This window comes from Erwinia sp. PsM31 (genome assembly GCF_030433775.1).
In the GTDB taxonomy this organism is placed as follows: domain Bacteria; phylum Pseudomonadota; class Gammaproteobacteria; order Enterobacterales; family Enterobacteriaceae; genus Erwinia; species Erwinia aeris.
The window spans coordinates 1-16,622 of sequence record NZ_JARUWZ010000040.1 but is presented as its reverse complement, the minus strand read 5'-3'; the positions used below and the strand labels follow the sequence as shown (position 1 = coordinate 16,622).

Annotated in this window: 15 protein-coding genes; 4 read left to right on the top strand and 11 right to left on the bottom strand. The window is 55.3% G+C overall.

Going from position 1 to position 16,622, the window contains the following annotated elements:
- Window positions 1-20 precede the first annotated feature (20 nt).
- Entirely contained in the window at window positions 21-2,045 is a 2,025-nt protein-coding gene (gene rep / locus QCD69_RS20840) for a DNA helicase Rep (protein ID WP_253457181.1), read from the bottom strand.
- A gap of 87 nt (window positions 2,046-2,132) precedes the next feature.
- On the opposite strand from rep, the gene ppiC reads away from it, so the two are divergent.
- Entirely contained in the window at window positions 2,133-2,414 is a 282-nt protein-coding gene (gene ppiC, locus QCD69_RS20835; RefSeq protein ID WP_125290737.1) for a peptidylprolyl isomerase PpiC, read from the top strand.
- Window positions 2,415-2,743: 329 nt separating this feature from the next.
- Here the strand turns inward: ppiC and QCD69_RS20830 are convergent, their stop codons facing one another.
- The 3 genes from QCD69_RS20830 to ilvC all read right to left on the bottom strand — a co-directional run bounded on the left by QCD69_RS20830 (window position 2,744) and on the right by ilvC (window position 5,540).
- On the bottom strand, window positions 2,744-3,175 hold the full coding sequence (locus QCD69_RS20830) for a hypothetical protein (protein WP_301253408.1): 432 nt from the start codon (window positions 3,173-3,175) through the stop codon (window positions 2,744-2,746).
- Window positions 3,172-3,540, bottom strand: a complete 369-nt coding sequence (locus QCD69_RS20825) for a tlde1 domain-containing protein (RefSeq protein ID WP_301253407.1) — start codon at window positions 3,538-3,540, stop codon at window positions 3,172-3,174. The genes QCD69_RS20830 and QCD69_RS20825 overlap by 4 nt, the downstream gene beginning before the upstream one ends.
- 521 nt (window positions 3,541-4,061) lie before the next feature.
- On the bottom strand, window positions 4,062-5,540 hold the full coding sequence (gene ilvC / locus QCD69_RS20820; protein ID WP_253457175.1) for a ketol-acid reductoisomerase: 1,479 nt from the start codon (window positions 5,538-5,540) through the stop codon (window positions 4,062-4,064).
- Window positions 5,541-5,695: 155 nt separating this feature from the next.
- Here ilvC and ilvY point away from each other — a divergent pair, with 155 nt between their 5' ends.
- Window positions 5,696-6,577: an HTH-type transcriptional activator IlvY gene (gene ilvY / locus QCD69_RS20815; protein WP_125290740.1), complete on the top strand. Its 882-nt coding sequence runs from the start codon at window positions 5,696-5,698 to the stop codon at window positions 6,575-6,577.
- Here ilvY and ilvA read toward each other — a convergent pair.
- From ilvA to QCD69_RS20785, 6 genes are all read right to left on the bottom strand, one after another.
- A complete protein-coding gene (ilvA, locus tag QCD69_RS20810; protein ID WP_301253406.1) occupies window positions 6,574-8,118 on the bottom strand; it encodes a threonine ammonia-lyase, biosynthetic in 1,545 nt (514 codons plus the stop codon). The genes ilvY and ilvA overlap by 4 nt on opposite strands.
- Window positions 8,119-8,121: 3 nt before the next feature.
- On the bottom strand, window positions 8,122-9,972 hold the full coding sequence (gene ilvD / locus QCD69_RS20805; RefSeq protein WP_301253405.1) for a dihydroxy-acid dehydratase: 1,851 nt from the start codon (window positions 9,970-9,972) through the stop codon (window positions 8,122-8,124).
- 54 nt (window positions 9,973-10,026) lie between these two features.
- Window positions 10,027-10,959: a branched-chain amino acid transaminase gene (locus QCD69_RS20800; RefSeq protein ID WP_253457167.1), complete on the bottom strand. Its 933-nt coding sequence runs from the start codon at window positions 10,957-10,959 to the stop codon at window positions 10,027-10,029.
- A gap of 19 nt (window positions 10,960-10,978) precedes the next feature.
- Entirely contained in the window at window positions 10,979-11,236 is a 258-nt protein-coding gene (gene ilvM, locus QCD69_RS20795; RefSeq protein ID WP_125290744.1) for an acetolactate synthase 2 small subunit, read from the bottom strand.
- A complete protein-coding gene (ilvG, locus tag QCD69_RS20790) occupies window positions 11,233-12,879 on the bottom strand; it encodes an acetolactate synthase 2 catalytic subunit (protein ID WP_301253404.1) in 1,647 nt (548 codons plus the stop codon). The genes ilvM and ilvG overlap by 4 nt, the downstream gene beginning before the upstream one ends.
- Before the next feature lie 149 nt (window positions 12,880-13,028).
- The gene (locus QCD69_RS20785; RefSeq protein ID WP_125290746.1) at window positions 13,029-13,127 is read right to left on the bottom strand and encodes an IlvGEDA operon leader peptide; all 99 of its coding nucleotides are present in this window, start codon (window positions 13,125-13,127) and stop codon (window positions 13,029-13,031) included.
- A gap of 325 nt (window positions 13,128-13,452) precedes the next feature.
- Between QCD69_RS20785 and QCD69_RS20780 the strand changes: the two genes are divergently transcribed.
- Window positions 13,453-14,970 (top strand): YifB family Mg chelatase-like AAA ATPase, encoded by a 1,518-nt coding sequence (locus QCD69_RS20780; protein ID WP_253457161.1) that lies wholly within the window; start codon window positions 13,453-13,455, stop codon window positions 14,968-14,970.
- A 61-nt stretch (window positions 14,971-15,031) separates the two neighbouring features.
- Here the strand turns inward: QCD69_RS20780 and QCD69_RS20775 are convergent, their stop codons facing one another.
- A complete protein-coding gene (locus tag QCD69_RS20775) occupies window positions 15,032-15,370 on the bottom strand; it encodes a DUF413 domain-containing protein (protein ID WP_125290748.1) in 339 nt (112 codons plus the stop codon).
- A 121-nt stretch (window positions 15,371-15,491) separates the two neighbouring features.
- On the opposite strand from QCD69_RS20775, the gene hdfR reads away from it, so the two are divergent.
- Window positions 15,492-16,316, top strand: coding sequence for an HTH-type transcriptional regulator HdfR (hdfR, locus tag QCD69_RS20770; protein ID WP_253457158.1), 825 nt, complete (start codon window positions 15,492-15,494; stop codon window positions 16,314-16,316).
- Window positions 16,317-16,622 lie beyond the last annotated feature (306 nt).

Sequence of the window (16,622 nt, the reverse complement as noted above, 5' to 3'; positions counted from 1 at the left end):
TTGCTTCACCCGCCAAAAGCCTATCCGGTGTTTTTTGCCTTATCCAGCATCGCCCGCAGTCCCGCTACGCGGCTTTGCCCGGTCTGCATCCGCTGTTCCGGGCTGACCACCTTGCGTTCCGTTTCCCAGTTGAGATCGTCCTGCGGCAGCTCCAGCAGAAAGCGGCTTGGCTCCGGACGGATCACTTCGCCATACTGACGGCGTTCGCGACACAGCGTAAAGGTCAGCTCTTTTTGCGCACGCGTGATGCCGACGTAGGCCAGCCGACGCTCCTCTTCCACATTGTTTTCATCAATGCTGCTCTGATGGGGCAACAGCCCTTCCTCCATGCCGACCAGATAAACATAGGGAAACTCCAGCCCTTTCGAAGCGTGCAGCGTCATCAGCTGTACCTGGTCCGCCTCTTCTTCGCTTTCGCCGCGCTCCATCATGTCGCGTAACGTAAAGCGGGTCACCACCTGCGTCAGCGTCATCGGCTCGTCGATATCGCTGCCTTCCAGCATTTCGGTCATCCACTGGAACAGCGTATTGACGTTTTTCATGCGCATTTCGGCGGCTTTTGGACTGGCGGAGGTTTCAAACAGCCAGCTTTCATAATCAATGCCGCGGATCAAATCCCGCACGGCGGCCACCGGCTCCCGCTCCGCCAGCTGCGCGACTTCCTGCAGCCAGAAAGTGAAGCGCTGTAGCGATTCCAGCCCGCGCCCGGCCAGCGTCTGGCCCAGCCCCATATCAAAACTGGCGGTGAACAGGCTTTTATTACGCTGCATCGCCCATTCGCCCAGCTTGCGCAGCGTGGTGGGGCCAATTTCACGCCGTGGCGTATTAACGATGCGCATAAAGGCGCTGTCGTCGTCAGGATTGGTCAACACGCGCAGATAGGCGAGCAGATCTTTGATTTCCGGCCGCGAAAAGAACGAGGTGCCGCCGGAGATGCGATAAGGAATGCGGTTCTGCATCAGCATTTTTTCAAAGACGCGCGACTGATGATTGCCGCGATAGAGAATGGCGTAATCTTTGTACTGCGTCCTGTTGATAAAATGGTGCGCTATCAGCTCGCCCGTCACGCGCTCGGCCTCGTGATCCTCGTGATTGGCCGTCACCACTTTCAGCTCCGCGCCATAGCCCAGCTCTGAGAACAGGCGTTTTTCAAACACGTGCGGGTTATTGGCGATCAAAATATTGGCCGCTTTCAGGATACGTTCGGAAGAACGGTAGTTCTGCTCCAGCTTGATAACCTGTAACGCCGGAAAATCCTCTTTCAGCAGCACCAGGTTCTGCGGTCTTGCGCCTCGCCAGGAGTAGATTGACTGATCGTCGTCGCCTACCACCGTGAAACGCGCGCGCGCACCGACCAACAGCTTCACCAGCTCGTACTGGCTGGTGTTGGTATCCTGATACTCATCCACCAGCAGGTAGCGGATACGCTGCTGCCAGCGCTCGCGCACTTCCAGATTGCGCTGGAACAACAGCGTCGGCAGCAGGATCAGGTCATCAAAATCCAGCACGTTGCAGGCTTTCAGATGCCGATCGTAAAGGCTGTAACAGTGAGCGAAAATTTTGTCGCGCTCGGATTGCGCCGCCGCCGCCGCGCGCGCAGGATCCAGCAGATCGTTTTTCCAGTTCGAGATCGTAGAGATCAGCTGTTGCAGCAGATTTTTATCGTTTTCCAGCCACTCTTCGGTCAGCTCTTTCAGCAGCGCCAGCTGATCCTGATCGTCAAACAGCGAGAAGTTGGACTTCATGCCCAATGCGGCGTATTCGCGTTTGATAATTTCCAGACCCAGCGTATGGAAAGTGGAAATCATCAGGCCACGCGCCTCTTTGCGGCCCAGCGTTTGCGCCACGCGTTCTTTCATCTCGCGCGAGGCTTTATTGGTAAAGGTCACCGCCGCAATATGGCGAGCCTGATAGCCGCATTCGCGGATCAGATGGGCAATTTTGTTGGTGATCACGCGCGTTTTGCCCGAGCCGGCGCCGGCCAGCACCAGACAGGGCCCGGTGACGAATTCGACGGCGTGTTGCTGACCAGGATTAAGACGCATAGGGGTTTACTCGATGAAATGACAGAGGGAAAGAAATCACAGCGTGGTAGTATAGCCAGCAGCATCCATACGACTCAAGGTACGATCATGGCAAAAACCGCAGCAGCACTCCATATCCTTGTAAAGGAAGAGAAACTGGCTCAGGACCTTCTGGCACAGCTGGAACAGGGCGCAGATTTTGAAAAACTGGCGAAAAAGCACTCTATCTGTCCGTCAGGCAAAAAAGGCGGCCACTTAGGCGAGTTCAAACAGGGCGCGATGGTGCCGGCTTTCGATAAAGTGGTGTTCTCCTGCCCGCTTATCACGCCTTACGGCCCGCTGCACACGCAGTTCGGCTATCACATCATCAAGGTGCTGTACCGCAACTAAGCGGCCCTGCCTGTGCAACAGCTTCCGCTGGCCGTCGTGCTTGCGGAAGCTGTTTTTACCCCCCTGCTGCATTCCAGTCCTTTCCAGCTTTTACTTTATAAGTCCGCTATTGTTGACGAAATAACGTACAAGCCCCGATAAACCGGCCAGACTTGCAGCATTCGTGGCGTTAGTTATGGCAGGATGAGCGCAAACAACCTTAAACGGCAGCCATTTAGTGAAATGCTGATGGCGAAACGCGAGACAGCAGAACATCACGCTGACGTGCAGTTCAGAAAGGCCATACATTAACGGTAAACTTTCCTGCGCGGTGAAGCAAAGTTCACAGGTTAAAACTCACGTTTGACAATTACATAGCCATTAAATCTTATATTGCACTCATAATCGCTCGCAATCGCTGATATCAGGAAAATATTTTCTTTTTTTTGACTATTTTTAACGGTAAATTTAATTATCAGGTTTACCGGATTATCTTCCGAATACATTTCTTTGTACGCATCAAGCGTTAATTCTCTGTCCTCTTCGTAACTCTGCTTTGCATAATATTCTGATAGAATATCAGTGACAGGATCGTTAAATAGTAACTCAGTTGTGATATCTTTTTCGTTTATTCCTTTAGTGTCTATATGCATTTTCTCACGCATTTCGTCCATCATGGCTACCCCCGTGCTGGACAGGGGAGATTTACAGTTATTGTCATTCACCTTTACAGCAAAGGAACTGGCGCTAAAAACCAACAATAAAAGAGGGAAATATTTCATTCAATAATTATCTCCTTGTCCATTGACTCCCAGATCTTTCTACGGAATTTCTGATCAAGGATAATGCAGCCATTAGAGGCGGTACCTGGCGCTTTGATGCTGTCACCATGGATCAGAAAACCATCGCGACCACACATGCTGTTACCTGTATCTGGCTCCAGGCGTAATGTGAATCTACCGGCTTTGTGATGAGTGAACGGTACACCTATAATCCTGTATTTTCCTCTGGGTAAAGGACCTCTGTCCTTCAGGCATTCATCCTCAGGGTTATTTTTATAACCCGGAGCCCCAGCATATCGTGCACTGAACTCATAGCGCCCGTTGTGCCGGAATGTTTTCAGCGTCACATTATAGATCCACGCCATTATTACTCTCCTTGTTTATATCGGCTATCCTGCCGATATGTACTTAACAGGATCCCTGCGAGCGTTTCTATAGCAGCAAAGCGAAAACAATAGCTATCATGATCGTAATCAAAAAGGGAATGGATTCTGTTTAGCGGCGGCATATTATCATCCACAACGGCAACCTCAATACATGCGCCATTTATAAATTAATAACATCGCCAGTCGGCGGTTTTTTTTATTTCCTGACCCAGGGGCAGACTTGTCGGGTAGTCATTGCCGTAATGCATCAGGGTACCCTGATAACGTCACGGATATATAGCTTTCGCTTCGCCAGGCCTTTTTACTTTTTAAGAATGGCTAATCGCAGGGCCGTTAACCACTGCTACGGCAGCATCGGTGACTGGATGGGGGTTTATTATAACGCTTGTGGGATTGTATAACGTTTGTAGCTGACTTAATTATCGGTGACGCAATCGCTAAGGCAGAGAAAATGCCAAAGGCGCGGCAAATTACCACGCCTTTGGTTATCAGCAGCGCGGTTAGCCCGCTACCGCGATACGTTTCATATCGGTCATATAGCCACGCAGCTTGCGGCCAACGGATTCGATAGGATGGTTGCGGATAGCTTCGTTAACGTCACGCAGCTGCGCGTTATCCACCGTAGTCGTGGTTGCCGTAGCCTTGCCCAGATCGCCCGTTTGTAACGTGCTCATAAACTCTTTCAGCAGCGGAACAGCCGCGTAAGAGAACAGATAGTTACCGTATTCGGCAGTGTCGGAGATCACCACGTTCATCTCGTACAGACGCTTACGAGCGATAGTGTTGGCGATCAGCGGCAGCTCGTGCAGCGATTCGTAGTAGGCAGACTCTTCAATAATGCCGGAAGCGACCATGGTTTCAAACGCCAGCTCAACGCCCGCTTTCACCATCGCAATCATCACCACGCCTTCGTCAAAATAATCCTGCTCGGCGATTTTACCTTCAAACTGCGGCGCGGTTTCAAAAGCGGTTTTACCGGTCTCTTCACGCCAGCCCAGCAGTTTTTTGTCATCGTTGGCCCAGTCGGCCATCATGCCGGAAGAGAATTCGCCGGAGATGATGTCGTCCATATGCTTCTGGAACAGCGGCGCCATGATGGTTTTCAGCTGTTCAGACAGCTCGAAAGCGCGCAGTTTAGCCGGGTTAGAGAGGCGATCCATCATCAGCGTGATGCCGCCCTGCTTCAGCGCTTCGGTCACGGTTTCCCAGCCGAACTGGATTAATTTTTCCGCGTAGGCCGGATCGGTGCCTTCCGCCACCAGCTTGTCGAAGCACAGCAGCGAACCAGCCTGTAACATGCCGCACAGGATGGTCTGCTCGCCCATCAGGTCGGACTTCACTTCCGCCACGAAGGACGATTCCAGCACGCCCGCGCGATGGCCGCCGGTTGCGGCTGCCCAGGCTTTGGCAATCGCCATGCCTTCGCCTTTTGGATCGTTTTCCGGGTGAACGGCGATGAGCGTAGGCACGCCGAAGCCACGCTTATACTCTTCACGCACTTCCGTACCCGGACATTTTGGCGCAACCATCACGACGGTAATGTCTTTACGGATCTGCTCGCCGACTTCTACGATATTAAAACCGTGCGAATAGCCCAGCGCCGCGCCGTCTTTCATCAGCGGCTGTACGGCACGCACTACCGAGGTATGCTGTTTGTCCGGCGTCAGGTTTACCACCAGATCCGCCTGTGGGATCAGCTCTTCATAGGTGCCGACTTTAAAACCGTTTTCCGTCGCTTTACGCCAGGAAGCGCGTTTCTCCGCGATGGCCTCCGCGCGCAGCGCATAGGCGATATCCAGCCCGGAATCACGCATATTCAGGCCCTGGTTCAGACCCTGAGCACCACAGCCAACAATCACGACCTTTTTGCCTTTCAGGTAGCTTGCTTCGTCCGCAAATTCATCGCGCGCCATAAAGCGGCATTTACCTAATTGCGCCAGCTGATTGCGCAGGTTCAACGTGTTGAAATAGTTAGCCATGGGAACTCCTGAGGTTGTGTTCGTCTTTTATTTTATCGGTGATGCCGTATCACCCTCTTAATCCCCATCATATGACAGGAAATGTATTGCTTAAATTGATATATTAACAACGTCATATTGCAAATACTGCAACGCTAAAATGAGGCCGCAAGCGCATGGATTTACGCGATCTGAAACTCTTCCTGCATCTGGCCGAAAGCCGCCATTTTGGCCGCAGCGCGCGGGCGATGCACGTCAGCCCTTCTACGCTTTCCCGCCAGATCCAGCGGCTGGAGGAAGACCTGGGCCAGACGCTGTTTCTGCGCGACAACCGCACCGTTACGCTGACCGACGCCGGAGAACAGCTGCGCCAGTTTGCCCAGCAAACGCTGTTGCAATATCAGCAGCTGCGTCACGCCATTGGCCAGCACGGCCCGTCGCTGAGCGGCGAGCTGCGTCTGTTTTGCTCGGTAACGGCGGCCTATAGCCATCTGCCGCCGATCCTCGATCGCTTTCGCGCTGAACACCCGCTGGTAGAGATCAAACTGACCACCGGCGATCCTGCCGACGCGGTGGATAAGGTACAGAGCGCCGAAGCCGATATCGCCATCGCCGGACGGCCGGAAACGCTGCCCGCCAGCATTGGCTTTACGGCCTTAGGCCCGATCCCGCTGGTGCTGATCGCGCCCGCGCTGCCTTGTCCGGTTCGTAGCCAGGCCAGCCAGCCGGAACCGGACTGGCCGCAGATCCCGTTTATCCTGCCCGACCAGGGGCCAACCCGACAGCGTATCGATCTCTGGTTCCGTCGCCGCCGCATCGCCAGTCCGTTGATTTACGCCACCGTGGCGGGGCATGAGGCTATCGTCTCGATGGTGGCGCTGGGCTGCGGCGTGGCGCTGATCCCGGACGTGGTGCTGGAGAACAGCCCGGAACCGATCCGTAACCGTATTCTGGAACTGGAAAATATTGATATTGTCGCGCCGCTGGAGCTGGGCGTCTGCGTACAGAAAAAGCGGCTCAACGAGCCGCTGATTGATGCGTTCTGGAGCCTGCTTTAGCCCGCCAGGAAGAAGCTGAAGGCCGGGTTATGGGTTTCGTCATGACAATCATAGCCCAGAGCCGCCAGATGTTCTTCAAACTGCGGTTCGTTCTCGCCCAGCTCGAATCCCGCCAGCACGCGTCCATAGTCCGTACCGTGGCTGCGATAGTGAAACAGCGAAATATTCCAGTGGGTGCCCAGGGTCTGCAAAAAGCGCAGCAGCGCGCCGGGCGCTTCCGGGAACTCAAAGCTGTAAAGCCGTTCTTTAAGCGGCTTTGACGGGCGACCGCCGACCATATAGCGCACGTGCAGCTTCGCCATTTCATCGTCGGAGAGATCCACCACCTTATAACCGCCTTCGTTCAGCAGCTGCAGGATTTCATGTCGCTCTTCCAGACCGCGCGTCAGCCGCACGCCGACAAAAATGCAGGCGTTGTCCGGGTCCGCGAAGCGGTAGTTAAACTCGGTAACGGCGCGTCCGCCCAGCAGCTGGCAGAACTTCAAAAAACTGCCCTTTTGCTCGGGGATCGTAACCGCCAGCAGCGCCTCACGCTGTTCCCCCAGCTCGCAGCGTTCGGAAACGTAGCGCAGGCCGTGAAAATTGACGTTGGCGCCGGAAAGAACATGCGCCAGCCGCTCGCCTTTGATCTGATGCTGCTGGATATATTTTTTCATGCCCGCCAGCGCCAGCGCGCCGGAAGGCTCCGCGACGGCACGCACGTCTTCAAACAGATCCTTCATCGCCGCGCAGATAGCATCGCTGTCCACGGTGATAATGTCGTCAAGATACTCCTGACACAGCCGGAAGGTTTCGCTGCCGATCCGCTTCACCGCCACGCCTTCGGCAAACAGCCCGACGCGCGGCAGATCGACCGGCTCGCCCGCTTCCAGCGCCGCTTTCAGACAGGCGGAGTCTTCCGCTTCCACCGCAATGACCTTGATCTGCGGCATCAACTGTTTGATCAGCACCGCCACCCCAGCCGCCAGGCCGCCGCCGCCAACGGGCACAAAAATACGGTCGAGATGCGCATCCTGTTGCAGCAGCTCCATCGCCAGCGTGCCCTGTCCGGCAATCACCATCGGATGGTCGAACGGCGGCACAAAGGTGTAGCCCTTCTGTGCCGCCAGCTCCAGCGCCTTCGCTTTCGCTTCGTCAAAATTGGCGCCAAACAGGTAAGCCTCACCGCCAAACGCCCGCACGGCCTCTACTTTGATATCAGCCGTCGCTACCGGCATGACGATCAGAGATTTAATCCCCAACCGGGTCGCCGACAGCGCTACGCCCTGGGCATGATTGCCCGCCGAAGCAGTCACCACGCCGCTGGCCTTTTGCTCCTCGTTAAGCGAAGCGATCATCGCGTAGGCGCCGCGCACTTTGAAGCTGTGCACCGGCTGACGATCTTCGCGTTTAACCAGTACCGTATTACCAAGACGAGAGGAGATTTTCTCCATCTTTTGTAGGGGCGTGACCTGCGCAACTTCGTAAACCGGCGCACGGAGTACCGCTCGCAGATACTCCGCGCCGCAAGGCTCGGCGGATAACGGTTGAAACTCAGCCATGTTTTAGCCTCCCAGCTTGCTTTTGTCGCGTACTGCGCCTTTGTCCGCACTGGTCGCCAGTAAAGCGTAGGCGCGCAGAGCAAAGGAAACCTGACGTTCGCGGTTATGAGGCGTATAGGCCGCGTCACCGCGCGCCTCTTCCTCTTCACGACGCGCGTGCAGTTCGTTGTCCGGCACATCCAGTTTGATGCCGCGATTCGGAATATCGATATCAATCATGTCGCCGTCTTTCACCAGCGCGATGGTGCCGCCGCTGGCTGCTTCCGGCGAAGCGTGACCGATAGAAAGCCCTGAGGTGCCGCCAGAGAAACGGCCATCGGTGATCAGCGCGCAGCTTTTGCCCAGCCCCATCGATTTCAGGTAGGTGGTCGGATAAAGCATTTCCTGCATTCCCGGCCCGCCTTTCGGCCCTTCGTAGCGGATCACCACCACGTCGCCCGCCACGACTTTGCCGCCGAGGATGGCCGCTACCGCATCGTCCTGACTTTCGTAGACTTTGGCCGGGCCGCGGAAGGTGTGGCTCTCTTTTTCTACGCCAGCGGTTTTCACGATACAGCCATCTTCTGCCAGATTGCCATACAGCACGGCAAGGCCGCCCTCCTGGCTGAAGGCATGTTCACGGGAGCGGATGCAGCCTTCCTGACGGTCATCGTCCAGCGTTTCCCAGCGCGTATCCTGTGAGAACGCCTGGGTGGTGCGGATCCCGGCCGGGCCGGCGCGGAACATTTTTTTCACCGCCTCGTCTTTGGTCAGCATGATGTCGTACTGTTGCAGCGTTTCCTGCAGGCTCAGGCCCAGCACGTTGCGCACGCTGTTATCCATCAGACCCGCCCGATCCAGCTCGCCCAGAATGCCGATGACGCCACCAGCGCGGTGTACGTCTTCCATATGGTATTTCGGGGTGCTTGGTGCAACCTTACAGAGATGCGGCACCTTGCGGGAAAGCCGATCGATATCGGAGATATTAAAATCGATTTCGCCTTCCTGCGCGGCGGCCAGCAGGTGCAGAACGGTATTGGTCGAGCCGCCCATCGCGATATCCAGCGTCATCGCGTTTTCAAAGGCGGCCTTGCTGGCGATATTACGCGGCAGCACGCTTTCGTCATCCTGCTCGTAGTAGCGTTTCGCCAGGCCAACGATGCGTTCGCCTGCCTTCAGGAACAGCGCCTTACGATCGGCATGGGTTGCCAGCAGCGAGCCGTTGCCCGGCTGCGACAGGCCCAGCGCCTCCGTCAGACAGTTCATTGAGTTAGCGGTAAACATGCCGGAGCAGGAACCGCAGGTCGGACAGGCTGACCGTTCGATTTTATCGCTGTCTTCGTCGCTGACGTTCGGGTTAGCGCCCTGGATCATCGCATCAACCAGATCCAGCTTGATGATCTTATCGGAAAGTTTGGTTTTCCCGGCTTCCATCGGGCCGCCGGAAACAAAGATCACCGGAATATTCAGGCGCAGGGAAGCCATCAGCATTCCCGGCGTGATTTTGTCGCAGTTAGAGATACAGACCATGGCGTCCGCGCAGTGGGCGTTGACCATGTATTCGACCGAGTCGGCGATCAGCTCGCGCGAAGGCAGAGAGTAAAGCATACCGCCGTGCCCCATCGCGATGCCATCATCGACAGCGATAGTGTTGAACTCTTTGGCGACGCCGCCGGAAGCTTCAATCTGTTCGGCAACCAGTTTGCCCAGGTCGCGTAAATGTACGTGCCCCGGTACGAACTGCGTAAAGGAGTTGACCACGGCAATGATAGGCTTGCCAAAATCGTCGTCGGTCATACCCGTGGCGCGCCACAGCGCGCGGGCACCGGCCATATTACGGCCATGAGTGGTGGTGGCGGAACGGTACTTAGGCATGCTCATACTCCAGAATCAGATGATACACGGGCGTCAAACGACGCCCGTAAAATGTCATTGTTGTGGGTTGACCGGATCCAGCCAGCCCCACTTGTCTTCGGTTTCGCCGGTAAACAGCCCAAAGAAAGCGGACTGGATGCGGGTCGTGATCGGGCCGCGTTTGCCTTCGCCAACCTGAATGCCGTCCACGCTGCGTACCGGGGTGATTTCCGCCGCCGTACCGGACATAAAGATTTCGTCGGCCAGATAGAGCGATTCGCGGGAAAGCACCTGCTCGCGTACCTCAATGCCCATCTCTTTCGCCAGTTTGATGATGGCGTCGCGCGTAATGCCCGGCAGCGCGGAGGAGGTAAACGGCGGCGTAAACAGGATGCCGTCTTTCACTTCAAACAGGTTCTCGCCGGCGCCTTCAGAGATATAGCCCTGGGTATCCAGCGCGATGCCTTCCTGATAGCCGTGACGGCGCGCTTCACTGCCCACCAGCAGAGAGGAAAGGTAGTTGCCGCCCGCTTTCGCTGCGGTTGGCAGCGTGTTTGGCGCCACGCGGTTCCAGGAGGAAACCATCGCATCAATACCCTGCTCCAGCGCTTCCGGGCCCAGGTAAGCGCCCCACGGGAAGGCGGCAATGATCACATCGGTGCTGTAGCCGTCCGGCGGGTTCACGCCCAGGCCCACGTCGCCGACGAAAACCAGCGGGCGAATATAAGCGCTGGTCAGCTTGTTGACGCGCAGCACTTCGCGGCAGGCTTCCATGAGCTCATCAACGCTCTGGCTGACCGGAAAGCGATAGATCTTTGCAGAGTCGTGCAGACGCTGCATATGTTCACGATGGCGGAAGACTACCGGGCCTTTGTGCGAGTCATAGCAGCGGACGCCTTCAAATACGGAGGTGCCGTAGTGCAGCGCGTGGGACATGACGCTAACTTTCGCCTCTTCCCACTTCACCATCTCGCCATTGAACCAGATAAAGTCAGCTTTCTTCGTCATTCTTCTTTCCTTTTCGCGCTCAGGCGCGGATTTGTTGTGTTGTCTGGTGTTGGATGTGAACGGTGGCAACATCCATCAACTTGCTTAACTGTGTTGACAGTAAATCGACCGGGCGCTGGCTGGCAACGGTCATGGCAATATTTATGCTGTCGCTATTTTCGCCGGAAGACATATTCATTGCGCAAACCTGAAAGCCGCGATGGCGAACAACGCGCAGGATGCGTTCCAGGATTTCAGGGCGCAGGCGCGCCTCTATGGATAACTGATGCTGCATCATGAGGTTTTCTCCATCATATTTTCGTTGCTGGCACCCGGCGGCACCAGCGGCCAGACGTTTTCAAGTTCATCAATGGCGACATGCAGCATGTAAGGCCCTTCGCTGTTCAGCAAAGCGTCTACCGCGGCAGGCACCTGGTCTTTACGGGTAATGCGCTGGCCGGGAATGTCGAAAGCGCGGGCCAGCATCAGGAAATCGGGGTTGTCGGAGAGATTGGTTTCGCTGTAGCGCTCCGAGAAAAACAGCTGCTGCCACTGGCGCACCATGCCCAGACGCTGGTTATCCAGCAAAACGATTTTTACCGGTAGCTGCTTGCGCTTGATGGTGCCCAGCTCCTGCACATTCATCATAAAAGAGCCGTCGCCCGACACGCAGATCACGGTATCTTCCGGTCGGGCGACCTGCGCGCCCACGGCGGCTGGCAGTCCAAAGCCCATCGTGCCGAGACCGCTGGAAGTAATAAAATCTTCCGGCTGGTTAAAGCTCATATGCTGCGCTGTCCACATCTGGTGCTGGCCGACATCGGTGGTAACAACCGCGCTTGCCGGTTTACGATCGGAGAGCTGTTTCAGAAACAGCGGCGCATAGATAGCCTGGCCCGGATGATCGTAACGCCAGCCGTGATCGGCCTTCAGCGCCTGCACGTGCTCGCGCCATGCGCTGATTTCCGTCGGATGATATAAGTCCGGCAGCAGCTTATTGAGGTCGCCTCGCAATCCCACATGCGCCTGGCGCAATTTGTTCAGCTCGGCGGGATCGATATCCATATGGATAACGCTGGCATGAGGAGCAAACGTATCCAGCTTGCCGGTTACGCGATCGTCAAAACGGGCGCCGACGGCAATCAGCAGGTCACATTGCTGGACGGCAAAGTTGGCGGCCTTGGTGCCGTGCATACCCAACATCCCCAGATAACAGGCATCCTGAGGATCCGGCGCGCCCAGACCTTTCAGCGTGGCGACGGTAGGAATGCCCGTTTCGTGAGCGAACGCACGCAGGGCCTCTACGGCACCGGCCATGCCAACACCGCCGCCCACGTACAAAACCGGTTTCTTAGCCTGAGCCAGCATGGCGCGCGCCTGCGCCAACGCCTGATGAGGATGCGCCGCTTCGTCTTCAACCGCCGCCAGATGGGCTGTCAGCTCGCCGCTGGCTAACTGGATATCTTTAGGGATGTCGATCAGCACTGGGCCGGGACGACCGGAGCGGGCGATGGCGAAAGCTTCGGCCATGATTTCCGGCAGCTCTTCCAGCGAGCCGACCAGGAAGCTGTGTTTGGTACAGGCCAACGACAGGCCGAGCACGTCAATTTCCTGAAAAGCGTCGGTGCCGATCAGGCCGCCGGCAACCTGGCCGGTAATCGCCACCACCGGCACGGAATCCATCATTGCATCAGCCAGCCCGGTGATAAGGTTGGTCGCGCCGGGGCCGGACGTGGCGATGCAAACGCCGACTTTTCCGGTAGAACGGGCATAACCGATGGCGGCCATGGCAGCACCCTGCTCATGTCGGCACAGTAGATGTTCGACGCCGCCATCATAGAGCGCATCATAGACGGGCATAATCGCACCACCCGGATAGCCGAAAACAGTCTCGACTCCCTGCCCACGCAACGCCTGAACCACCCACTGAGCACCATTCATAGTTATTTCCCCGCCTCTCGCTGGGAACAACAGCATTTTATTCTACTGTTCATCTTCTGTTCCTCTGTCGTTGATAGCCTGTCAGCCCTGCCAAAAAAAAACCCCCGGACCTTTCGGTGCGGGGGTTCTTCTGAATTCAGGCTTGATTTTTAAGCCTTTCTTCCTCCGAGCGTAGCCCCGCACGGCGTGATAATAATCACGACGACGTTGATAATGACAAGGCTTAGGACTCGTAGAAGGGCTTTCATTTAGATTCGATAAATTCACTTGTTCGAAGTAATGCCTACAGAGTTATCACAGTTAGCGCGATGCATTCAACTTTTTTCATCACTTTATTTTATGATGGCCGCCGCGATTAATAAAAAACCAACCGTTAATCAAGGAATAAGCTAAATCCTGAAAATTATTCATTACGTACCAGACGCAATGGCTTTGCCCTGTTTTTATGGGTCGCGTCGAATTTTTATAAAGGCTCCGGGAAGCGATATTTTTTGCGAGCCGCTTCGATAAGCGGAATATCGGCTCTCGTCACCCGTCAGGAAGCAGGACAGAATACGACCATAAGGAGTTTTTATGTCGCTATCTGTTACCTATACGCGTGCGGCTATCGGCGTGGAAGCGCCTCTGGTAACCGTTGAAGTGCATTTGAGTAATGGCCTGCCTGCTCTGACGCTGGTCGGCCTGCCGGAAACCACGGTTAAGGAAGCGCGTGAACGTGTCCGGAGCGCGCTGATAAACTGCGGCTTCACCTTTCCCGCGCGACGCATTACCGTGAATCTTGCGCCAGCCGATCTGCCCAAAGAAGGCGGCCGATACGATCTCCCTATCGCCATAGCGATTTTGGCGGCCTCAGAGCAAATTTGCGGAGAAAAACTGGGGCAGTATGAGTTACTGGGAGAATTAGCATTGACGGGTGCTCTGCGAGGCGTACAGGCTGCTATTCCTGCTGCCATGGCGGCGGCAGAGGCGAAGCGGACGCTGATCCTCTCCACGGACAACGGTCATGAGGCCAGCCTTGTAAAACATGCGCATAGCCGTCTTGCGAATAGCCTGCTTGACGTATGCGCTTATTTAAATGGACAGGCGGATCTCCAGCAGGCCAGCTATGCTCCCACCGACATCATTATGCCCGCCGAGGATTTAAGCGAGGTCATCGGCCAGCAGCAGGCTAAAAGAGCGCTGGAGATCGCCGCTGCCGGTGGTCATAACCTGCTGCTGATTGGCCCGCCCGGCACGGGCAAGACGATGCTGGCGACCCGTCTTGCAGGTTTGCTGCCGCCGCTGAGCGATCGGGAAGCGTTGGAGAGCGCCGCTATCGCCAGCGTGGCGGGTTCGTCGCTGGCTGACCACCCATGGCGTCAGCGACCTTTCCGGGCGCCGCATCATACCTCTTCGCGCTATGCGCTGGTTGGCGGCGGCACCTTGCCTAAACCCGGTGAGATCTCCCTGGCGCATAACGGCGTACTGTTTCTTGATGAACTGCCGGAGTTTGAACGCAGGACGCTGGATGCCCTGCGAGAGCCTGTCGAGTCGGGAAGTATTTCCCTGTCGCGCGCTAAAGCAAAGGTCATCTATCCGGCACGATTTCAGCTGGTGGCTGCCATGAATCCCAGCCCTACCGGTCAGCATGGCGTAAAGCACAACCGCAGCACCCCTCAACAGACGCTGCGCTATCTCAGCCGTCTTTCCGGTCCGTTCCTCGATCGTTTCGACCTCTCGCTGGAAGTCCCCCTCCTGCCGCCCGGCACATTAAGCCAGGCTTCCGTCAGCGAATCCAGCGCAACGGTGCGTCAGCGGGTTCTGGCCGCCAGAAACGTTCAGCTAACGCGGGCCAGAGCGATTAACGGGAAGTTAACGCCAGGCGATATACGGCGATTTTGTGAAATAAGCAAAGAGGATGCGAGCTGGCTGGAAGAGGTGCTTAATCAGCTGGGACTTTCCGTTCGCGCCTGGCAGCGCATTTTGAAAGTAGCCCGAACCATTGCTGATTTAGCGGAAAAAGAGAGTATTAAACGGGAGCATTTACTTGAAGCATTAAGCTATCGGGCAATGGACAGATTGCTGGTTCATCTGCTTAACAGTCTGGAATAGGTTTTTATCTTGCAAAAAAGCGTTTATCGCTGACAATAAAGGGGCCGAAGCCCCTTTATCATTAATCATCGCTGTCCGAATAGTCTTCCACGCCTTCCATCTGCGGCTTGCCGCCGGAAAGCGTATGAAAACGCTTTGGACGTTTGATACGCGTCATATACTTTGACCATACCCGTTCTGCTTCGGACTGAGGTTCGCGTACACCACGGCATACCTCAATAAACAGACGCTCTTCTTCCGTTGCGGGTTCACGCTTTGCCAAATCCAGCTCGTTAAAAGCGTAACCATAACGCTCAAGAAGTTGAGCTTCTTTGATAGTGAAATCACCGTGGCGCGAGAAACCGCGTGGGTAATGTTTGTTATCGAAAAAACGATTCGTTGTTGCGAAGCTTTCCGCCATTTTACACGCTCCTAACTCTTTTATGGCCGTGCTATTTATGGCGCGGAGTATTAGATACGCTTGACAGAGTGTAAAACAAAACATTTAAATCATGACGACAAATGATTTTCAGGAGACGGATGTGGATACGGAATTATTAAAGACCTTTCTTGAAGTGAGCAGAACCCGCCACTTTGGACGTGCCGCTGAAGCGCTCTATCTCACGCAATCTGCCGTAAGTTTTCGCATCAGGCAGCTGGAAAATCAGCTGGGCGTTAACCTTTTTACGCGTCACCGTAACAATATCCGTCTGACGTCAGCGGGCGAAAGGCTGCTTCCTTATGCCGAAAGCCTGATGAGCACATGGATGATGGCCAAAAAAGAGGTCGCGCATACCCAGCAGCATCATGAACTTTCTATCGGTGCCAGCGCTTCTCTTTGGGAAGCTTATCTGACGCCCTGGCTACAAACGCTGTATGAAAATCGGGAAGATTTGCACCTGGAGGCAAGAGTGGCTCAGCGTCATTTGCTGGTTAAACAGCTGCATGAGCGCCAGTTGGATCTGCTAATCACTACGGAAGCGCCTAAAATGGACGAACTGACCAGCCAGCAGATCGGTCATATTTCGCTAACGCTTTATCGATCGCGGCAATCGGAGAAGCGTGAAAAGTATGATTACATCAAGCTGGAATGGGGCGCTGATTTTCATCAGCATGAAAGCTATCTGGCGGGCGCGGACGATGTCCCCGTGCTGACAACAACGTCAGCCCATCTGACACGTCAGCTACTGCATACCACCGGTGCCTGTGCTTTCTTACCGGATATCTGGCACAGCGAGTATCCCGATTTATCCGTTATCCCGGATACGCCCGTCGCTGTACGCCCGCTTTACGCCGTCTGGCTGCAAAACAGCGATCAGCAGTCACACATCAGACAGTTGCTCAAGTTTCCGGTTAATACGCCTTAGTTTAAGTTTCCGGTCATACGCCCTGATTTAAGTTTCCGGTCATATGCCCTTGTTTCAGGGCCTTCAGGACAGAATGGTCAGCTGCTGGCCATTTCCTGACTTTAATATCAAGAGGTAAGGTCGTTTGATATGCAGGGATAAAGGTTAGAATCCGGTGAGAAACAGTACAGACAAGCAGGACAAGCAGGACAAGCAGGACAAGCAGGACAAGCAGGACAGGCAGGACAGGCAGAACAAGCAGGACAAGCAGAACAAGCAGAACAAGCAGAACAAGCAGAACAAGCAGAACAAGCAGAACAAGCAGAA

What these genes read in the sequence shown, in the direction of transcription:
- rep (WP_253457181.1), bottom strand. Translation starts at nt 2,045, where the DNA reads ATGCGTCTTAATCCTGGTCAGCAACACGCCGTCGAATTCGTCACCGGG.
- ppiC (WP_125290737.1), top strand. Translation starts at nt 2,133, where the DNA reads ATGGCAAAAACCGCAGCAGCACTCCATATCCTTGTAAAGGAAGAGAAA.
- QCD69_RS20830 (WP_301253408.1), bottom strand. Translation starts at nt 3,175, where the DNA reads ATGAAATATTTCCCTCTTTTATTGTTGGTTTTTAGCGCCAGTTCCTTT.
- QCD69_RS20825 (WP_301253407.1), bottom strand. Translation starts at nt 3,540, where the DNA reads ATGGCGTGGATCTATAATGTGACGCTGAAAACATTCCGGCACAACGGG.
- ilvC (WP_253457175.1), bottom strand. Translation starts at nt 5,540, where the DNA reads ATGGCTAACTATTTCAACACGTTGAACCTGCGCAATCAGCTGGCGCAA.
- ilvY (WP_125290740.1), top strand. Translation starts at nt 5,696, where the DNA reads ATGGATTTACGCGATCTGAAACTCTTCCTGCATCTGGCCGAAAGCCGC.
- ilvA (WP_301253406.1), bottom strand. Translation starts at nt 8,118, where the DNA reads ATGGCTGAGTTTCAACCGTTATCCGCCGAGCCTTGCGGCGCGGAGTAT.
- ilvD (WP_301253405.1), bottom strand. Translation starts at nt 9,972, where the DNA reads ATGCCTAAGTACCGTTCCGCCACCACCACTCATGGCCGTAATATGGCC.
- QCD69_RS20800 (WP_253457167.1), bottom strand. Translation starts at nt 10,959, where the DNA reads ATGACGAAGAAAGCTGACTTTATCTGGTTCAATGGCGAGATGGTGAAG.
- ilvM (WP_125290744.1), bottom strand. Translation starts at nt 11,236, where the DNA reads ATGATGCAGCATCAGTTATCCATAGAGGCGCGCCTGCGCCCTGAAATC.
- ilvG (WP_301253404.1), bottom strand. Translation starts at nt 12,879, where the DNA reads ATGAATGGTGCTCAGTGGGTGGTTCAGGCGTTGCGTGGGCAGGGAGTC.
- QCD69_RS20785 (WP_125290746.1), bottom strand. Translation starts at nt 13,127, where the DNA reads ATGAAAGCCCTTCTACGAGTCCTAAGCCTTGTCATTATCAACGTCGTC.
- QCD69_RS20780 (WP_253457161.1), top strand. Translation starts at nt 13,453, where the DNA reads ATGTCGCTATCTGTTACCTATACGCGTGCGGCTATCGGCGTGGAAGCG.
- QCD69_RS20775 (WP_125290748.1), bottom strand. Translation starts at nt 15,370, where the DNA reads ATGGCGGAAAGCTTCGCAACAACGAATCGTTTTTTCGATAACAAACAT.